Annotated in this window: 15 protein-coding genes; 2 read left to right on the top strand and 13 right to left on the bottom strand. The window is 64.4% G+C overall.

The features are described from left to right. Positions 1-95: 95 nt before the first annotated feature. The 10 genes from GLS_RS09005 to aat form a co-directional block, all read right to left on the bottom strand. Complete coding sequence (locus GLS_RS09005; RefSeq protein ID WP_041111969.1) at positions 96-791, bottom strand: ATP12 family protein; 696 nt, start codon at positions 789-791, stop codon at positions 96-98. After that, complete coding sequence (locus tag GLS_RS09000; RefSeq protein WP_041111968.1) at positions 788-3,307, bottom strand: AsmA family protein; 2,520 nt, start codon at positions 3,305-3,307, stop codon at positions 788-790. Before GLS_RS09000 ends, GLS_RS09005 begins: the two co-directional genes overlap by 4 nt. Continuing rightward, the gene (locus GLS_RS08995; protein ID WP_041111967.1) at positions 3,304-4,311 is read right to left on the bottom strand and encodes an RluA family pseudouridine synthase; all 1,008 of its coding nucleotides are present in this window, start codon (positions 4,309-4,311) and stop codon (positions 3,304-3,306) included. The genes GLS_RS09000 and GLS_RS08995 overlap by 4 nt, the downstream gene beginning before the upstream one ends. Further along, the gene (locus tag GLS_RS08990) at positions 4,308-5,711 is read right to left on the bottom strand and encodes a replication-associated recombination protein A (RefSeq protein ID WP_148295917.1); all 1,404 of its coding nucleotides are present in this window, start codon (positions 5,709-5,711) and stop codon (positions 4,308-4,310) included. The genes GLS_RS08995 and GLS_RS08990 overlap by 4 nt, the downstream gene beginning before the upstream one ends. A gap of 126 nt (positions 5,712-5,837) precedes the next feature. Continuing rightward, a complete protein-coding gene (locus tag GLS_RS08985; RefSeq protein WP_041111965.1) occupies positions 5,838-9,104 on the bottom strand; it encodes a YhdP family protein in 3,267 nt (1,088 codons plus the stop codon). 59 nt (positions 9,105-9,163) lie between these two features. After that, positions 9,164-9,670 carry a thioredoxin-dependent thiol peroxidase gene (gene bcp / locus GLS_RS08980; RefSeq protein WP_148295916.1) on the bottom strand — a complete coding sequence of 169 codons (507 nt, stop codon included), beginning with the start codon at positions 9,668-9,670 and terminating at the stop codon, positions 9,164-9,166. A 63-nt stretch (positions 9,671-9,733) separates the two neighbouring features. Further along, positions 9,734-10,114, bottom strand: coding sequence for a hypothetical protein (locus GLS_RS08975; RefSeq protein WP_041111964.1), 381 nt, complete (start codon positions 10,112-10,114; stop codon positions 9,734-9,736). Positions 10,115-10,280: 166 nt separating this feature from the next. After that, complete coding sequence (locus GLS_RS08970; RefSeq protein WP_041111963.1) at positions 10,281-10,895, bottom strand: hypothetical protein; 615 nt, start codon at positions 10,893-10,895, stop codon at positions 10,281-10,283. Continuing rightward, positions 10,892-11,809 carry a hypothetical protein gene (locus GLS_RS08965; protein WP_041111962.1) on the bottom strand — a complete coding sequence of 306 codons (918 nt, stop codon included), beginning with the start codon at positions 11,807-11,809 and terminating at the stop codon, positions 10,892-10,894. The genes GLS_RS08970 and GLS_RS08965 overlap by 4 nt, the downstream gene beginning before the upstream one ends. Beyond that, positions 11,806-12,483 carry a leucyl/phenylalanyl-tRNA--protein transferase gene (gene aat, locus GLS_RS08960; RefSeq protein WP_041112815.1) on the bottom strand — a complete coding sequence of 226 codons (678 nt, stop codon included), beginning with the start codon at positions 12,481-12,483 and terminating at the stop codon, positions 11,806-11,808. Before aat ends, GLS_RS08965 begins: the two co-directional genes overlap by 4 nt. Before the next feature lie 105 nt (positions 12,484-12,588). On the opposite strand from aat, the gene GLS_RS08955 reads away from it, so the two are divergent. Further along, positions 12,589-12,792 (top strand): hypothetical protein, encoded by a 204-nt coding sequence (locus GLS_RS08955; protein ID WP_034954040.1) that lies wholly within the window; start codon positions 12,589-12,591, stop codon positions 12,790-12,792. On the opposite strand, the gene GLS_RS08950 is transcribed toward GLS_RS08955, so the two are convergent. Both GLS_RS08950 and GLS_RS08945 read right to left on the bottom strand, forming a co-directional pair. Then, positions 12,779-13,168, bottom strand: coding sequence for an MAPEG family protein (locus tag GLS_RS08950; RefSeq protein ID WP_041111961.1), 390 nt, complete (start codon positions 13,166-13,168; stop codon positions 12,779-12,781). The two genes, GLS_RS08955 and GLS_RS08950, sit on opposite strands and share 14 nt — an antisense overlap. Before the next feature lie 27 nt (positions 13,169-13,195). Then, the gene (locus GLS_RS08945; RefSeq protein ID WP_011253178.1) at positions 13,196-14,035 is read right to left on the bottom strand and encodes an EcsC family protein; all 840 of its coding nucleotides are present in this window, start codon (positions 14,033-14,035) and stop codon (positions 13,196-13,198) included. 141 nt (positions 14,036-14,176) lie between these two features. Between GLS_RS08945 and GLS_RS08940 the strand changes: the two genes are divergently transcribed. Beyond that, positions 14,177-14,710: a hypothetical protein gene (locus tag GLS_RS08940; protein WP_041111960.1), complete on the top strand. Its 534-nt coding sequence runs from the start codon at positions 14,177-14,179 to the stop codon at positions 14,708-14,710. A 4-nt stretch (positions 14,711-14,714) separates the two neighbouring features. On the opposite strand, the gene GLS_RS08935 is transcribed toward GLS_RS08940, so the two are convergent. Next, on the bottom strand, positions 14,715-15,131 hold the full coding sequence (locus tag GLS_RS08935) for an EVE domain-containing protein (protein ID WP_041111959.1): 417 nt from the start codon (positions 15,129-15,131) through the stop codon (positions 14,715-14,717). Positions 15,132-15,181 lie beyond the last annotated feature (50 nt).

The raw sequence follows: 15,181 nt of genomic DNA, 5'->3' as shown, positions 1-15,181 counted from the left end.
GGGCGAGTCACCAATCATCTCGTTCTGTCTCATGGCTGGAGCTTCAATGATCCCCGAATATGGCAAGATCATGCCCCATTCAGGGCATTTTCCTCTCAGATCGAAACCTGCCGCCCGAGCGTCAGGAACATGCCCGCGTCAAGAATGTCCTTCTCGCGGTTTTCCATCGTGCGGACGAGTTCATCATCCTGCCCCCAGGTCGCAAGCTGGGATTTTTCATCATTATTGGCCCACAGCACCGCATCCACGAGGCTGACAGCGCCTCCCACGACAGCCAGCGACAGAAGCAGACTGCCCGTCGCCTGCGCCAGAACGCCCAGAACCGCAAGCTCCAGATCATCCCGTGCCGCCAGAAGCCCCGTCAGAGCTTCCCGGTACCCTTCGGGCTGCACAACCGGCATGAGACCATCAGTTACATTCGGGTGGCCCCCGTAACCCGAAAGCCAGGCGAAAACCTGTGCCGCAACAGGCCCGATCCCGTCTGCGCAGTAGCAGAGCCCGTCATCCACCCCGAGTCCGAGGAGCATGTCCCGCGCAGCCTGCGGATCGGGCGCAATCCGTTCGATCATCGTCCCGGCCATCCGCGTCAGAGGCAGAGAATCCGGCGTGAAGGACGCGCCTTCCGCAATCTGCCCCCACTCCCCGGCAATGGCCTCAGCCAGCGCAGAGGAACGTACAGCCAGAACATGGCCCTGCGGCAGACGGATCGGCCGGCCATCCAGACGCGGCTGGAACAGCCCGTCCTCCGATACGACCGAAACCGCTTTCCAGAAACGCTTGTGCCCACTCAATGCAGAACTCCCAGAGCCCGCAGGATATCCCCGGCCTTCGAATGATGCGCCTTGACCGCCGAAGGAGCCGGACCAGCCTGCCCTTCCCGCGCCGCAGCCAGCGGTGCCGTGCAGGGATCGGCCGTATTGCTGTCCCCGCCGATCGTCACATGGAAATTGCCACCCGCATCACGATCCTGCTCGACATGCGGCGCGCCCAGCGTACCCGTCAGCACAACCGGTGTTGAGGCACCCGCTCCTTCAAAATCCACCACCGGCAGAAGGCGAAGATCCAGCGCCTGCGTCCCAAGCCCAACAGTCCCGCTGCCCGACGTCGAGAACCGCCCGGACTGAAGCCCCAGCGTGTCGATATGGGCGACGTCGTTCGCAATACTCATGTGCAGCCCCAGACAGCGGAGCGACCGCCCCCCTTTCCCGAGCACCACACTGGCCGCAGACCCTGCCATCTGGCCGAGCAGTTCGCTCTGCACCTGGCCATCCACCATGGAAATGCCCAGATGCCCGTCCAGCGACTGCCGCAGTTCCTGCGAACTGTTGCCCTTCGCCGAAAGCTGCCCCACGACCTGCACCGGCCCCTGAAGCAGAAGCGGCATACCAAGCTGCGTCTCCAGCAGACCGGCCGGAAGCATCAGCGGCTGGAACGTCACGCTGCCCGTCACCGGAAGCGCACTGGCATCCAGTTCCGCCATGCCCGACAGCGGCAATCCCTGCGCCTGACCGGAAATCGGATCCAGACGCAGATGGCCGCCCGACAGCGTCAGGCGCGTCGCCATATCGGTATAGTCCCGCCCCGCAAACACGACATGATCCGCCGTCAGATGCAGGTTCACATCCTGCGCCCGCAACCGCTTCACCCAGGACGGTGTCGGATCCACAGCGGCCGTCTCAGCCGAAGGATGATCGCTCACAGCCGGAACCGGAGCATCATTCTGCGGCGCCACAGGCTTCGGTGCGGGCACACCTGGAACAGCGAGCGCAACAGCCGGAGCAGCCGGTTGCGCAGGCTGGAGCCACAGCCCCTTGAGCACATCCAGATCCATTTTCGCGGTATGCAGATTTCCGCTCAGGACCGGCGGAACGTCATGCCCCAGAACCAGCTTGAGCGCCCCATCCACGGAAAGTTCCTGACTGCCGAAGGTCAACCCGTCGAGCGACAGGTTCTCGCGATCCTGCGCGTCCAGCGTGCCATGCAGACTGACGTCATGCAGAACCGCACCCGGCAGATGGAGCGTCTTGCCGCTCCCTTCCGCCACAAGATGCCCGTTCTCCGCACCGATCGTCCCCGAAAGAGCAAAACGCACACTGTCCTGCGCATTGAGCGAAGGCGCACCGGACAGAAGCGTCGTCTGGCTCCGCAGCTGCACCGTCAGCGGAACAGCGGTCTTCAGCCCGTCGCGCCAGGCCGCAAGCGCCTGCTGCATCGTTCCTGCCCCGCCTTCGACATGCCAGGCCGTATCCCGCCACTGCGTATCTGCCGTGACAGTCAGGGCCGCATCCGGCCCTGTCGCATCGACGTGCAGGTTCCGCAACACACCCTGCCGCAGTGCGACACAACCCGCATGCAGATGCACCCGCATCGGATTCATGCTGCCCAGGACCTGATGCAGCAGCGCATCCCCATCCAGATCCGTCAGCGGACCGGGACTGCCCTGAACCGCAACATCGCCGCCAAGGGCCGGCACATTCGGAAGATTGGCATGCGGGAACAGACGATGCGCGTCCTGAAGATTGGGCCACTCGCCCTGCGCCGTCAGAACCACGTTTTCCATCCTCGACGGATTGCCGATCCGCCCGTCCAGATTCAACCAGTCGCGCTTTTCCCCATCGCCCAGCGTCGTCCCGATGCTGAACGCCCAAGGCTGGGTGCCCCGGATCTGCGACAGGTTGCCCACATGTCCCTTGAGCGTAAACGGCGTACCCGCATGATGGCCCTGAAGGCTGATCCAAGGGCTGGAACTGCGCAGCCCTGCCAGATCCAGCGCATCCAGACCGAACGAACCGCTCGTACGGGTCAGACGGTCGTTCCAGATCACCGCAGCCTGCGCGACATGCAGCCCGTCCAGCGACAGATCCCAGTGCGCCTGAATCCGCTGCCCGCTCTGACCATGCACCGGCAGGGACGCATCCTCGTTCTCACGATCCGGCGTCAGGGACCAGTTCGCCTGCCCGTCCAGACCGCGAACAAGATTGACCGTCGCCCCCTCGACCACGAAATCCTGAAACCGGACCTCACGGTGCAGCAGGGCAAAAACGGCGATCCCGGCATGGATCGTATGAGCCTTGAGAACCGGCGTCTGCCCATCGCGTGTCAGCACGACGTCGGAGGCCTCGAACGCCGGCCAGGGCAGAAGCTGCACCGACGAATGACGGACCTGCATCATAAGCCCCGTCTGGTGCTTCAGCGCCACAGCCACACGCTCGCGCAGCGCGTCCTGATCGATCAGGACATGCGTGGCCACACTCACACCCACAATGGCAACGATGACGGCAATCAGAACGCCGGTCAGCTTCTTCATTTCGCAGGCCCCCGGCCCTTGCTGCTACTCCCACCCCGGACACGCTTGGGCGCCGGCGTCTCACCCGGCACGAAGCCCAGCGTGCGGAACGTCTCGCGCATATGCGGCGGCAGAGGTGCCGTCACGATCAGACGCCCGCCTGCGGGATGCGGAATATCAAGCTGGCGCGCATGCAGATGCAGCCGGTCGATGAACCCTTCCGGATGCGCCGCCTTCCCGCCATAGCGCGGATCACCAAGGATCGGCGTGCCGATGGATTCGGTATGCACGCGAAGCTGATGCGTCCGCCCGGTCAGCGGAGACAGCTTCAGCCAGCTCAGCTTCTTGCCCGCCGCATCGAGCGTCTCATATTCCGTCTTGGCCGAAGCCGCGTCTTCCTCATCGCGCGACGCCGCAATCACCAGCGCCGCACCACCCGCACCGATCTTCGCCAGCGGCTGATCGATAATGCCAGATTCTGGTGAGGGCCGCCCGACGACCACGGCCCAGTACGTCTTTTCCACATCGCGCCCACGGAACGCCGCCGCAAGCTTCGCCGCCACACCCGGCGTGCGCGCAATCAGCAGAATGCCCGACGTGTCACGGTCAATGCGATGCACCAGACGCGGCCGGTCCCCGCCCTCGGTCCGCAGACCATCGAGCATCATGTCCACATGCTTGGTAATGCCCGGGCCACCCTGCGTCGCAAGGCCCGATGGCTTGTCGAGAACCAGCAGATGCTCGTCCTCGTAGATCACCATCTTCTTGATCTCGCGCGCCAGCATCGGATCAGGCGGCGGCAGGGGCGCGGGCTTGTCCACATCCGGCAGCGGCGGGATGCGGACGCTCTGTCCGGGGATCAGACGCGTGTTGGTCTGCACACGCCCTCCCTCCACGCGGATCTGTCCCTTGCGGCACAGTTTCTGGAGCGCGCCCTGCGTCAGATTGGGGTAGTGACGTCTGAACCAGCGGTCGAGGCGAATATCGGCCTCATCCTCGGTCACGATGCGGTTGGTAACTGTCATGGTTCGCGGGATGCCCTCTTGGCGGCCCGCATGTCCAGAAGTTTTCTGATACGCCCCTCATGTCCGCGGTCCGTGGGATGATAAAGGGACGCTCTGGGCATCCCATCCGGAAAGTAGTTCTGACCCGAAAACGCGTCCTCGCTGTCGTGGTCGTATTCATAGCCCTTGCCATAGCCAATATCCTTCATCAGGGACGTCGGGGCGTTCAGGATATGCGACGGCGGCATCAGGCTGCCGGTATCGCGCGCCAGAGCCCGGGCCGCCTTATAGGCCGTATAAACTGCATTGGATTTTGGCGCGGTCGCCAGATGCACCACGACCTGCGCCAGTGCCAGCTCCCCTTCCGGAGAGCCCAGACGTTCATAGGTCTGCCATCCCGCCACGGCCATCGGCAACGCTGACGGATCGGCCTGCCCCACATCCTCGGCTGCAAACCGCGTCAGGCGCCGGGCGATATAACGCGGGTCCTCCCCGCCCTCCAGCATCCGCGCGAACCAGTACAGGGCCGCATCCGGATCACTGCCCCGCAGCGATTTGTGCAGGGCGGAAATGAGATTGTAATGCTCTTCCCTGTCCCGGTCATACAGGATCGCCCGACGCGACAGGATCGCCGCCAGATCGCGCGGCGTCAGCACTTTTGATGGATCGAGCGCCACAAGCTGCTCAACCATATTCAGCAGATACCGCCCGTCCCCGTCCGCCATGGCCCGCAGACTGGCCCGCGCTTCCGGATCGAGCGGGAGAGGACGGCCGACTTCCTCTTCCGCATGGATCAGCAGGCTCTCAAGGCTCGCATCATCCAGCCGGTTCAGCACCAGAACCTGACACCGCGACAACAGCGCAGCATTCAGCGCAAAAGACGGGTTCTCCGTGGTCGCGCCCACCAGAACCACCGTCCCGCGCTCCACATAAGGCAGGAACCCATCCTGCTGCGCCCGGTTGAAACGATGGATCTCGTCAACGAACAGCAACGTCCCCTTACCCGTCGCGGCCTGTTTCTTGTCCGCTTCCTCAAACGCCCGCCGCAGATCTGCAACGCCGGAAAAAACGGCCGAAATCTGCGAATAGAACAGCCCGGCCCGCCCAGCCAGAAGCCGCGCAATCGTCGTCTTGCCGCATCCCGGACCGCCCCACAGGATCAGGCTGGACAGCGTGCCCCGCTCCAGCATCCGCGTGAGTGTTCCCTCAGGCCCGAGCAGATGATCCTGCCCCCGCACGTCTTCCAGCCGCTTCGGCCGCAGACGGTCCGCCAGAGGCTGCGTCCGCGATGGCGGCCGGCGCTGCACCTGAGGTGCCTCGATCGGACGTTGCTGCCGCATGTTCTCCGGCGTACGGGACGGGCCACGGCCTGAAGCCTGCGCACGGTTCGCGTCCGGAGCACCGCCGAAAAGATCTGTCATGTCGGTCACTGGCGTCTCCCGCTCCCCGAAGCCCCGTCAGAAGGTCTGCTCCCCGGATATGGGGAGCCCGGCCGGTCAGGAAAATCCCCGGCCTCACGTTACCGGAGCATAACCCCGGCCGCCGACTTAATGAAGGATGCGCCGCATCACGCCCGGCAGCAGCATCGACAGCGGATTGACCGACAGATCCGGCTTCTCGACCGTCCCGTGCAGATCGAACGTCGCCGCCAGCAGCCCGCCCCCCTTCTCGGGAGACAGCAGATGCCCCAGAACCGGCAGCCGCCCTGGCAGCGCATTGAGCCCGAACAGCGGGACGATCGTCCCGTTCAGGTTCAGTTTAGAAGTCGTCAGGTCGATCGGCCCTTCCATCGTGGCCCCAAGCGCCTGATTGCCAATCACCCCGTCATGCAGCACCAGCAGGTTCCCCGCCAGGCTCAGACGCGTCGCCAGATGACTGATCTCGAACCGGTCCAGATGATTGGTCAGCCAGTGCAGCGGGGACAGGTCCGATACCGCCGTCAGCGTCAGAGGCGGCCGCAGGAACTGCGACGGCCCCATTTCCACATGCCCACGGAACGGCGGCAGCCCGCCCCACAACCCGGCTGATTTCGTATTCCGCCCTTCCGGCACCTTCCGCACGGTCGTCTCGTCCGGCGTGAACACCCCGTCCAGATGCGTCTGCCCGCCCCGGATACGGTCATACAGACCCAGACCTTCAAGCAGCGTCCCCAGATTGTCGATATCAAGCACGAACGGATGCTCGCGCCCCGTATCGGCCAGAACCGCCCGGACCCTTGTTGGCGCATCAAGCGCAAACCGCCCCGAGGCCAAATGCCCGTTCCGCAGTTCAATCTGCGAGACGACACCCCCGACCTGCGCCTTGGGGCCATAATAGACATGCGGCGCATTCAGGCTGATGGACCAGCTGTCCCCCATGGAGACGCTCTTCTCGCCTGAACCACCCCGCGGCGCAGCAGCGGGCGCCGTCGGCGGATGGGGCGCGAACATCGGTGCCAGATCCAGCGGATCGGCATCGACCGTCACGCCAATCGGCTGATCCACGGCCTGCGGCAGGGCAATGCGCGCATCGCCCTCCGTCCGGCCGATCCGGAAGCCCTCAAGCACAATCCCCGTCAGCTTACCCGCACGGGTCACACCGCGCCCCGCCACGGAAAGCCCGGTCCCATGCGCCTGCAATCCATCCAGAACCGACATCCGCCCTTTCTGGAACCCGATATGCACCATGGCCGTCGCAGGCTCACCCATCGGCTTGGCCCAAATCGGCACCGTCAGCGCCGCCTGCGCCATGTCCAGCGACAGCTTCAGATCGGACATCTCATTGGCCTGCTGCACGAAATGCGCATTCAGAACCGCATGCCCGTCAAACAGCCCGCCCGGCGCAATCCGGGCCTTCGCGGTGGATTGCGGGTCCAGAACCGAACGCGCATCGATCGTCTGCAACACCCGGGACGGCGCCCCACCCTGGAAGTTCTCATGCAGCACGACATGCGTGGGAATTCCCGCAAGCCGTCCGTCCCCCGTCAGGTCCAGCCCATCCTCGGTCGCGGACATCTTCCCCGACGCCCCGTCCACCGGCTGCCCCATCAACACATTGCCCAGATGAACGCCGGAGAACGTGGCCTGCGTCCAGACATGAAGCGCCCCGTCCGGAATATGCGCAACAAGCGGCAGCGTCAGACGCACATGCGCATCCACCATCCCGTCCGGATGCGTGAACGGCAGCGGATGCCGCGCCAGAAGATGCAGCCGCGGATGCGCCAGCGCGGACATGAACCCCGCCAGAGGCCCCGTCAGATGCGTGGAAATATCGCCGGTCTGATCCTTGGCATACAGATCGCCAATCCGGATCTCCCCGTCCGGAAGAAGCACATTCTCCTTCACGCCCGTGGGCTGGACACCCCGACTCAGATCAATCACGAGCGTTTCCGGCCCGTCGAAATGCAGGGACGCATCCAGGCCCGTCGCGGGCGGAACCGGCCTCAGCCAGTTCACCGTCAGCCCGCGCCCCGTCAACTGCCCCTGAACCGAGACCGGCAGGATGCTGTCCGGCCCGTGATCGCCATGCAAATGGGCTTTGACCTCAAGATCCCGCCCCGTGCCGTCGGTGATGTTCCTAGAAATCCAGCGCCGGCCGCCCTTGATGATGCTGGCCGGCCAGATGGAGCCCAGCGTCGCAAAGCGCACCCCGTCCAGCCCGGCTTCGGCGTCCCCGTCCATCACCTTTGGCTGGCGCAGACTGTCCAGCCTCAGGCTGGCCGAGGCATGAACATGCGTCAGCGCACCCGCATTATCCGCCACATCCAGCCCGGCAGACGGCACCGAAACCGTAGCGCCCCCGTCCAGACCCGGGCGATCCATCCGCAGATTCACGCTCGCCTGTCCGGCATGGAGATGAATTGGATCGGCCGTTTTCTGGAAAACCTGTCCGTCGCCCAGCGACAGGTTCAGCGTCAGCTCCGACGGCTGCTCGTCCATGCCATGCGGCACAAAGACCGCATCCGCCCCGACCGACACCGGAACATGCCAGTCCGCCGCCAGCGGGCTGAAAACGCCAAGCGCCGCAGGTTCGAACGGCGTGCTGCCCAGATGCAGCCTGCCCGTATTCCCGACCTGCCTGGCCTGCGCCGTCAGTGTCGTGCGGAACCCGTCGAGCATAACCATCGTCCGGGCCGTTCCCGTCCAGACGAAATCCGGCGAATGCGGCGCCACCCGGATGCGGCGCGCCTGCATCTCGACCGGCCCGATCACGGCGATCCGGTCCTGAGGCAGACCGGCAAGCGTAATGGCGACGTTATGAACATCAACCGCGCGGAGACGATCGAGCCGTGTCGGAACACCACGCCCACCGCGCTTCTGCTCTGGCAGATCCATGTCCACATCGCCATCGGGTAGACGGCGCAGGGCCAGGGTGGCATTTTCAAGCCGCAGGGTCCGGGGCGCGATCACGCCCTCGAACAGCGCGCTCAGCGACAGAACGGCGTCGGCCTCTTCGGCACGTTCGGCGATCAGATTATCGAAGCGGGTGACTTTGAGCCCGCGCGCCATCAGCACCAGCCCGGCGGGAACACCGCCCGCAGCAGGCTGCCACTGGATACGCAGCGTATCCCAGCTCAGACGGCCGGCCGGATGTCCGGGACGCTTGCCCGCCGCGATGGAAACAGGCTCCACAAGATGCGAGACGCGCGTGATATCCACTGGACCATGCGCCAGCTCCCACAGGAAGACACTTCCCGCGGCAGCGACGAGCGCGATGGGCGTGACGCAGACCAGCGCCGCCCAGCGTGCGATATGCAGATGGCGGGGAAACTGTGGTCCCGGGCAGAAAGGACGGAAACGCCTGCGGGGAGGGCGCGGGAAGTCGGGGACGGCCATAGACGGTCATCGGCGCGTTTCCGGCCTGTCTCCCTCGTAAAAGTTTGTGGAGGAAGCCCTCAGGCCCCCGAAGAGAGATCCCGGAACGCTTCAGCCACCAGGGCCGCATGGGTCGCAGGCTTCACCTTGCGCCACACATTCCGGATGATGCCCTGCCCGTCCACCAGGAAGGAGCTGCGCTCCATTCCCATATAGGTCCGGCCATACATGGATTTCTCAACCCATGTTCCGTAAGCCTCGGCGACGGCATGGTCCTCATCCGAGGCCAGCGGGAACTGAAGCCCGTATTTGGTGGCGAATTTTTCAATTTTCGCCACCGGATCGGGACTGACGCCAATGATGGTCAGACCATCGGCCTCAAACTTCGGCAGAACCTCCTGAAGGCCACAGGCCTGCGTGGTGCAGCCCGGCGTATCGGCCTTTGGATAGAAATAGAGCAGATAGGGCTTCCCCTTCAGCTCCGCACTGCTGACCGTGCGTCCGCCCGAGGCGGAAAGCGTGAAGTCCGGCGCCCGGTCACCCGGCTGAAGGTCCGTTCTGGGGGAAGAAGCTGTCATGACGGGCATGATTGCCTCACCCTTCCGGTCCGATCAAGGCAAAGCGGACACAAAGCGTTCAGTTTGCCGAGATCAGTAACCCCGATACATCCCCGGATAGGCCGGACCCGGCGGCGGTCCGTAAACAACCTGCGGCTGCGGGGCATAAACGACTGCCGGCGGCGCATAGACCACCTGCGGCGGGGGCGGCGGAGGGGCGGCATAAGGCTGCGCCAGAAGCGCGCCACCTACGGCACCCAGAGCCAGACCGCCAAGGATCCCGCCCACAATGGCGCCGGAATGATCGCGGTAGCCCCCATGCCAGCCGCCACGCGGACCGCCATAACCGGGACCAGGACCGCGACCGCCGCCATGCCAGTGAGCCTGGGCCTGCGGCACCAGAACATTCGGGACGATGGCAGAACCGATCAGCAGGGGAGCGGCCATAAGAACTGCACGTGTGATGCGACGCATGGCATCTTTCTCCTCGAAACACGTGGACCGGAAAGCCCCGGATGAAAGGGGTCTTTTCCGTCCATGAGAAAGATCATGCCCGCTGAAAATGGCAGCAAGAGGCGCCAATCATGGCAGGAGGCGGACAAATTGTAACAGCGCCCTGCCCCGCTCTCACCCCACGGCCTCAGTGTGCCGGATCGACGCGGTGATAGCCCGGCGGCGGGTCGAAAATCTCGACGGGCTGCGGCGCGTGGCTGACGGACACCGCCTCCACGACCGGCTTGCCATCATGGACCGCCCCGAGCATCAGGCCGTCATCCGTGTAACAGAATGTGGTCGGGTGACGGTCGCTGTCCGCGCTTTCCCAGATCGTGCAGGCTTCCCCCGCGATCCTGCCCTGCCCCAGCCTGCGCCATGAGCCGGATGCCGGCGTGCCGGGCACGGAAAAACCTTCCCCCGGCGCGGACATGACAGTCGCGGTATGGTTCGTGCCATCCAGCACCATCAGCGTATGCGTGCGGTAATCCGTCAGCATCACAGTCGCCGATCCTTCCGGCTCGACCCGCTGTCGCCACAGCGAGGACGTCCAGCGCATGCGCTGGTGCAGGCGCTGCCCGGACGGACCGGTCAGGACGTAATCGATATCGGCGTCATGCAGCGGCGTGACCAGCGGGGCCGAACCCGGCTCCGGCGCGGGTGCCGGAGCAGACGGCACATCCGCCTTCGCCGGGAAAGCGCACACCGCCGCCATAAGAACACAGGCCGCGCCACCTGCGCCGCGCCAAAACGTCAGCCTCATTTGTGATTTCCATCCGCAGGACCGCTGGGCGGCTGATCGGGAGCAGACACCGAGCCATCCCCCGAAGAATCATTGGAAACGGAAGGCTGCGTCGTATCAGGCTGGGAAGACTGCCCCGGCAAGGGCGCTTCGGGACCAGGCGTTGTCGTCGCCGGGGCCGGACTGTCCTGGCTGCCAATCACGGGACTATCGGAATCGGACGTCTCGGGAGACGCCGCCTCGGGCATTGTCGTCTTCGTGTCGCTGCCTGACGTTTCCGGCACGGGAGACGGCGTCGCACTTCCCGCCTGACTCTGATGGGCGGGGCGGGCCTTCGGCTCCAGAATATGGAATCCCGCTGGCGGTTCGAACGTCGAGGACGGAATATCCTGATAGGCCACCGAAAGTGCCTTGATCGATCCTTCCACCCCATCTGCATCAACGCCATTCTCAGCCAGAATGACGCCGTCTTCCGTCACGCAGGCGCTGGCCTTGCCATGGCTGCTCTGGATGTCCCAGCGCTCACAGGCCACGCCCGCCACGGTTTCATGCCCTGCCGGCGTGTACTGCATGTCCAGATCGAGCATGAACGGATTATGCAGGCCGTGGCTGGGATGCAGGCGCGTATAGACCTGCTGCTTCATCATCACGAGCGTCACCTGCTGCCCCGGCCGGTCGAGAATCGTGACGCCATTGCCGTCCTGCGAATCAATCCGCAGCAGATCGCCCGCCCCCGAGAACGCCACCTTGACGGTATTGGGCCCAGCCTTGGGCGGCGCGGATGGGGTGGTGAGTTCATAAACAACCGTGACATCGCGCGTCGGCGTCAGGCGGGGATGATCCTCCGCCCGGGCCGGCGTCACCAGACACAGCCCGACGGCCAGCAGCCCCAATGGCGCGGCAGACAGGAGGGCGGGGCGCGTGAAAACAGTCATGGCGGATCTCCGGCAGGCGGGCGCCCGGCAGGCACACGCAGGGACGCAATGGATTCCCGCAGGGCCTGAAGGCTGAAATCGTCAGGCCAGACCGCGCGCACGGTCAGCGCCTGATGAAGCAGGGACTGATAATCCGCCGCCGGAATTCCGATACCGCCAAGCCCCGTCAGATGAGGCGTGGTGTATTGCGTATCCAGCAGCGTGAACCGCCCCTTTCGCAACCCTGCGACAAGGTGAACCAGAGCCACCTTAGAAGCATCACGTTCGCGCGAAAACATGCTCTCGCCGAAAAAAGCCCCGCGCAGCGACACGCCATACAGGCCGCCCACCAGCTTTTCGCCTTCCCGGACCTCGATGGAATGGGCGTTTCCCTGCCGGTGCAGCGCACCGTAAAGAGCGCGGATGCGGCCGCTGATCCAGGTCGTCTCCCGCCCCGGCGCAGGCTCCGCGCAGGCCAGCATGACCTCATCGAAAGCCCGGTCCGCCGTCACCGTCATTTTGCCGGACATCACCAGCCGCATGAGCTTCTTTGGAACATGCATCCCGTTCAGCGGCATGATCCCACGCTCTTCAGGCAGGTACCATGAGAGTTCCGTACTCCCGGCGTCAGGCGCCATGGGAAAGATCCCCGAGGCATAGGCCCGCAGCAGAAGATCCGGCGTTATGTCGTCCATGAGGGTACAGTCTTTGCTCGTGTCATGATCCGGGGCGTCACGGGAAAACATGGCCGTGCCGACAGCGGGCATGGTAAGGGTGATCCATCGTCAGGGAGACCGCCAGTGCCGCTTGCCTTCGTCTATGCCATCATTCTCGTCATTCTCGGCGCGCTGCGTCTGGCAATGCCCGAAGCGCATGGCCTGCTGATGACCCTGGCCAAGGTCAGCGCCGTCTGTCTGGTCATCTCCGCACTCGTGGATCTGTGGATGATGCGTGAAGGCGTCGAACCCCCGTCCATGACCGAAGCGTCCTTCACAGCAGACTGATCAGCACCAGGATCAGGCCGGCCATCGAGATACCCCAGATCAGACTGCGCACCGGCCCCCAGCCAAACGCGTAGGCCGGCACATAGAGTGTCCGCGCCAGAAAATAGATCCCCGCACCCCAGCCCGTCAGCGGGCTGTACCGACCCGAGACCCAGGCCAGCAGGACCGCCCCGATGAAGATCGGCAGCGTCTCCGCCAGATTGGCCTGTGCCCGCTTCAGCCGTGCCGCCATCCCCGTGTAACGGGGCGGGTCACCGTCGCGGTTGCTGCTCGCCCATTGCAGACCGTCCTGCTGGCGGCAGGCGGCGGCGGTGAGGAAAAGCTGGACGACCGCCAGCACCAGTGTCCATCCAAGCCAGACAAGACCGATCGGCATGGGCTTTTCCCCGGAAGCTCCTGAAAATCAGGAGAATGTTTCAGATGTGCCCGTTCCCCCTGCGCGCAGGTCGGCAGCCGCTTCCTTAACGGCCAGCCCATGCGTCCGTTCCAGACGGCGGATCGTGAAATGGGCCCGGGCCAGCGCGCGGTAATGCGCGAGGAATGCCGCATTGAGCGACGCACCACACAGCGCACCTGCCACCGGCACCATCTGCAACGCGAATTTGCGCGACAGGCCAATTCCGTAATGCGACGCCACTTCCGCCATCAGCATGACGATCGGTCGTCCGCGCAGCAGTGCCCGCGCCGAGAAAAATCCGAGTTCGCTCTCATCTTCGCTCTGCCGTGCAGGGAAGCTGCGCAGCGCAAAGACTTCCAGACAGGCCCGGCGCGTATCTTCGTTACGCAGGTCTTCGCCTTCCTCGCGGGCAATGCGTGCGATCTCGCGCATGATGGTCAGCGTCGTGAAGCCCACATCCGGCGCCAGACCGAAGATTCCGCCGAAACCACCCAGCGCGCCCGAAACGGCCACGGCAGCCTGCCCCACATTCTCACGCCAGGGTTCACGGACGGCGGGAGCCTCGTTGTCGATCCCCAGTATGGCGACTTTGAACGCCCGTTCGATGGCGATCTCAGCCGCGTTGTGGAACTTCTCCTGCACTGCCGGCGCCAGGCCGAGTCCCTGCATACCGAGTCGCGTAGCCTGTCCGACCGCACCCCCCATCAGGTCTGCAAGACGCACGAGAACCCCGCGGCCCTGTTCCACCTTTTCGAGAACCGACTGAAGCTGGGCAAGGGAATCCCCGTCCAGCGCCATCGAGGCGAATTCGCTGGTTGGAAGCTGCGTGTCATTCACTGCGGTCATGACGATCAAAACTCCTGTTCGTAAGACCCGAAACCGTTTACCGGATAGCAGGTTTCATATCCTAACATGGCGCCATCATGGGGATATCGGCTCTGTGACGCTACCCGGGACGCCCCCGGCGGGGTGAGGAGAATTACAACAATGACCGTATTATCGCGCTGGTTCCTGTCTGCTCCGCTGGCAGCCAGCCTCCTCATCCCGGCCGGTTTTTCGGCCCATGCCGCCTCCAGCTCTTCTTCCTCGGGTCACACCCGTCACCGCGCCGCACACGGCACGGCAAATCTTCCGCAAATGGGCCCGACAGCCGGCCAGATCGTCGGCGCACCCGCCAAGCCCCTGACTCCGGCCCAGCAGTCCGCCCTGCCCGATGAAGGCGCTCCCGCCCCGCCGCACGGTTATACGGAAGTGGAAGACTCGGAAGCCGCCCTCGCCAGCTACAGCGACCGCGTCCGCACGCATCTGCCGGTCGGGATGCCCGGCACGAACGCCCAGCAGAAGACCAACGGCACCAACAACCTGCCGTCCCATTTCTCACTGTTCGGCATGCCGGTGAAGTTCAACGCCCCGGTGCAGTCCCCCTATGAGGACGAAGACTCCCCCACAAGCTACGCCGGACACCCGGTCAACGGCCAGACCAATATTCTCGTGAACGGCGACTCCTCCGCCATTCACTAACCCTTCAGGGGCGCGTCCAGCCCCCGATCTGCGTCAGGTGGCGGAACTCCGCCTCCGTCACAGGCGCCACGGACAGTCTGGACTGTTTCAGCAGCGCCATCTCCGCCAGGGCAGGATCAGCCTTGATGTCGGCCAGGCTGACGGGATGGGCAAACGCCCCCATCACCTTCACATCCACACAGACCCAGCGCGGATCATCCGCCGTCGGGTCCGGATAGGCTTCCCGCACCACTTCAACCACGCCGACAATGCGTTTTTCGCTGACGGAGTGGTAAAAAAGCGCCAGATCGCCGTTTTTCATGGCCGAGAGGTTGTTGCGCGCCTGATAGTTGCGCACCCCCGTCCACGGTTCGACGCCATGATCGACCTGCTGTGCCCACGAGAACGCCTCGGGTTCCGATTTCACCAGCCAGAAAGCCACATTTCACTCCCGCCCCAAGGGCATTTACAGAGGCATTTACCGCTCAATTC

The sequence above is a fragment of the Gluconobacter oxydans DSM 3504 genome, assembly GCF_000583855.1.
GTDB lineage: Bacteria > Pseudomonadota > Alphaproteobacteria > Acetobacterales > Acetobacteraceae > Gluconobacter > Gluconobacter oxydans.
The sequence above is the reverse complement of the archived record's forward strand: the minus strand, read 5'-3'. Positions and strand labels throughout refer to the sequence as shown.

What these genes read in the sequence shown, in the direction of transcription:
- GLS_RS08990 (WP_148295917.1), bottom strand. Translation starts at nt 5,711, where the DNA reads ATGACAGATCTTTTCGGCGGTGCTCCGGACGCGAACCGTGCGCAGGCT.
- GLS_RS08965 (WP_041111962.1), bottom strand. Translation starts at nt 11,809, where the DNA reads ATGACTGTTTTCACGCGCCCCGCCCTCCTGTCTGCCGCGCCATTGGGG.
- GLS_RS08975 (WP_041111964.1), bottom strand. Translation starts at nt 10,114, where the DNA reads ATGCGTCGCATCACACGTGCAGTTCTTATGGCCGCTCCCCTGCTGATC.
- GLS_RS08985 (WP_041111965.1), bottom strand. Translation starts at nt 9,104, where the DNA reads ATGGCCGTCCCCGACTTCCCGCGCCCTCCCCGCAGGCGTTTCCGTCCT.
- GLS_RS08945 (WP_011253178.1), bottom strand. Translation starts at nt 14,035, where the DNA reads ATGACCGCAGTGAATGACACGCAGCTTCCAACCAGCGAATTCGCCTCG.
- GLS_RS08970 (WP_041111963.1), bottom strand. Translation starts at nt 10,895, where the DNA reads ATGAGGCTGACGTTTTGGCGCGGCGCAGGTGGCGCGGCCTGTGTTCTT.
- GLS_RS08995 (WP_041111967.1), bottom strand. Translation starts at nt 4,311, where the DNA reads ATGACAGTTACCAACCGCATCGTGACCGAGGATGAGGCCGATATTCGC.
- GLS_RS09000 (WP_041111968.1), bottom strand. Translation starts at nt 3,307, where the DNA reads ATGAAGAAGCTGACCGGCGTTCTGATTGCCGTCATCGTTGCCATTGTG.
- bcp (WP_148295916.1), bottom strand. Translation starts at nt 9,670, where the DNA reads ATGCCCGTCATGACAGCTTCTTCCCCCAGAACGGACCTTCAGCCGGGT.
- GLS_RS08940 (WP_041111960.1), top strand. Translation starts at nt 14,177, where the DNA reads ATGACCGTATTATCGCGCTGGTTCCTGTCTGCTCCGCTGGCAGCCAGC.
- aat (WP_041112815.1), bottom strand. Translation starts at nt 12,483, where the DNA reads ATGGACGACATAACGCCGGATCTTCTGCTGCGGGCCTATGCCTCGGGG.
- GLS_RS08950 (WP_041111961.1), bottom strand. Translation starts at nt 13,168, where the DNA reads ATGCCGATCGGTCTTGTCTGGCTTGGATGGACACTGGTGCTGGCGGTC.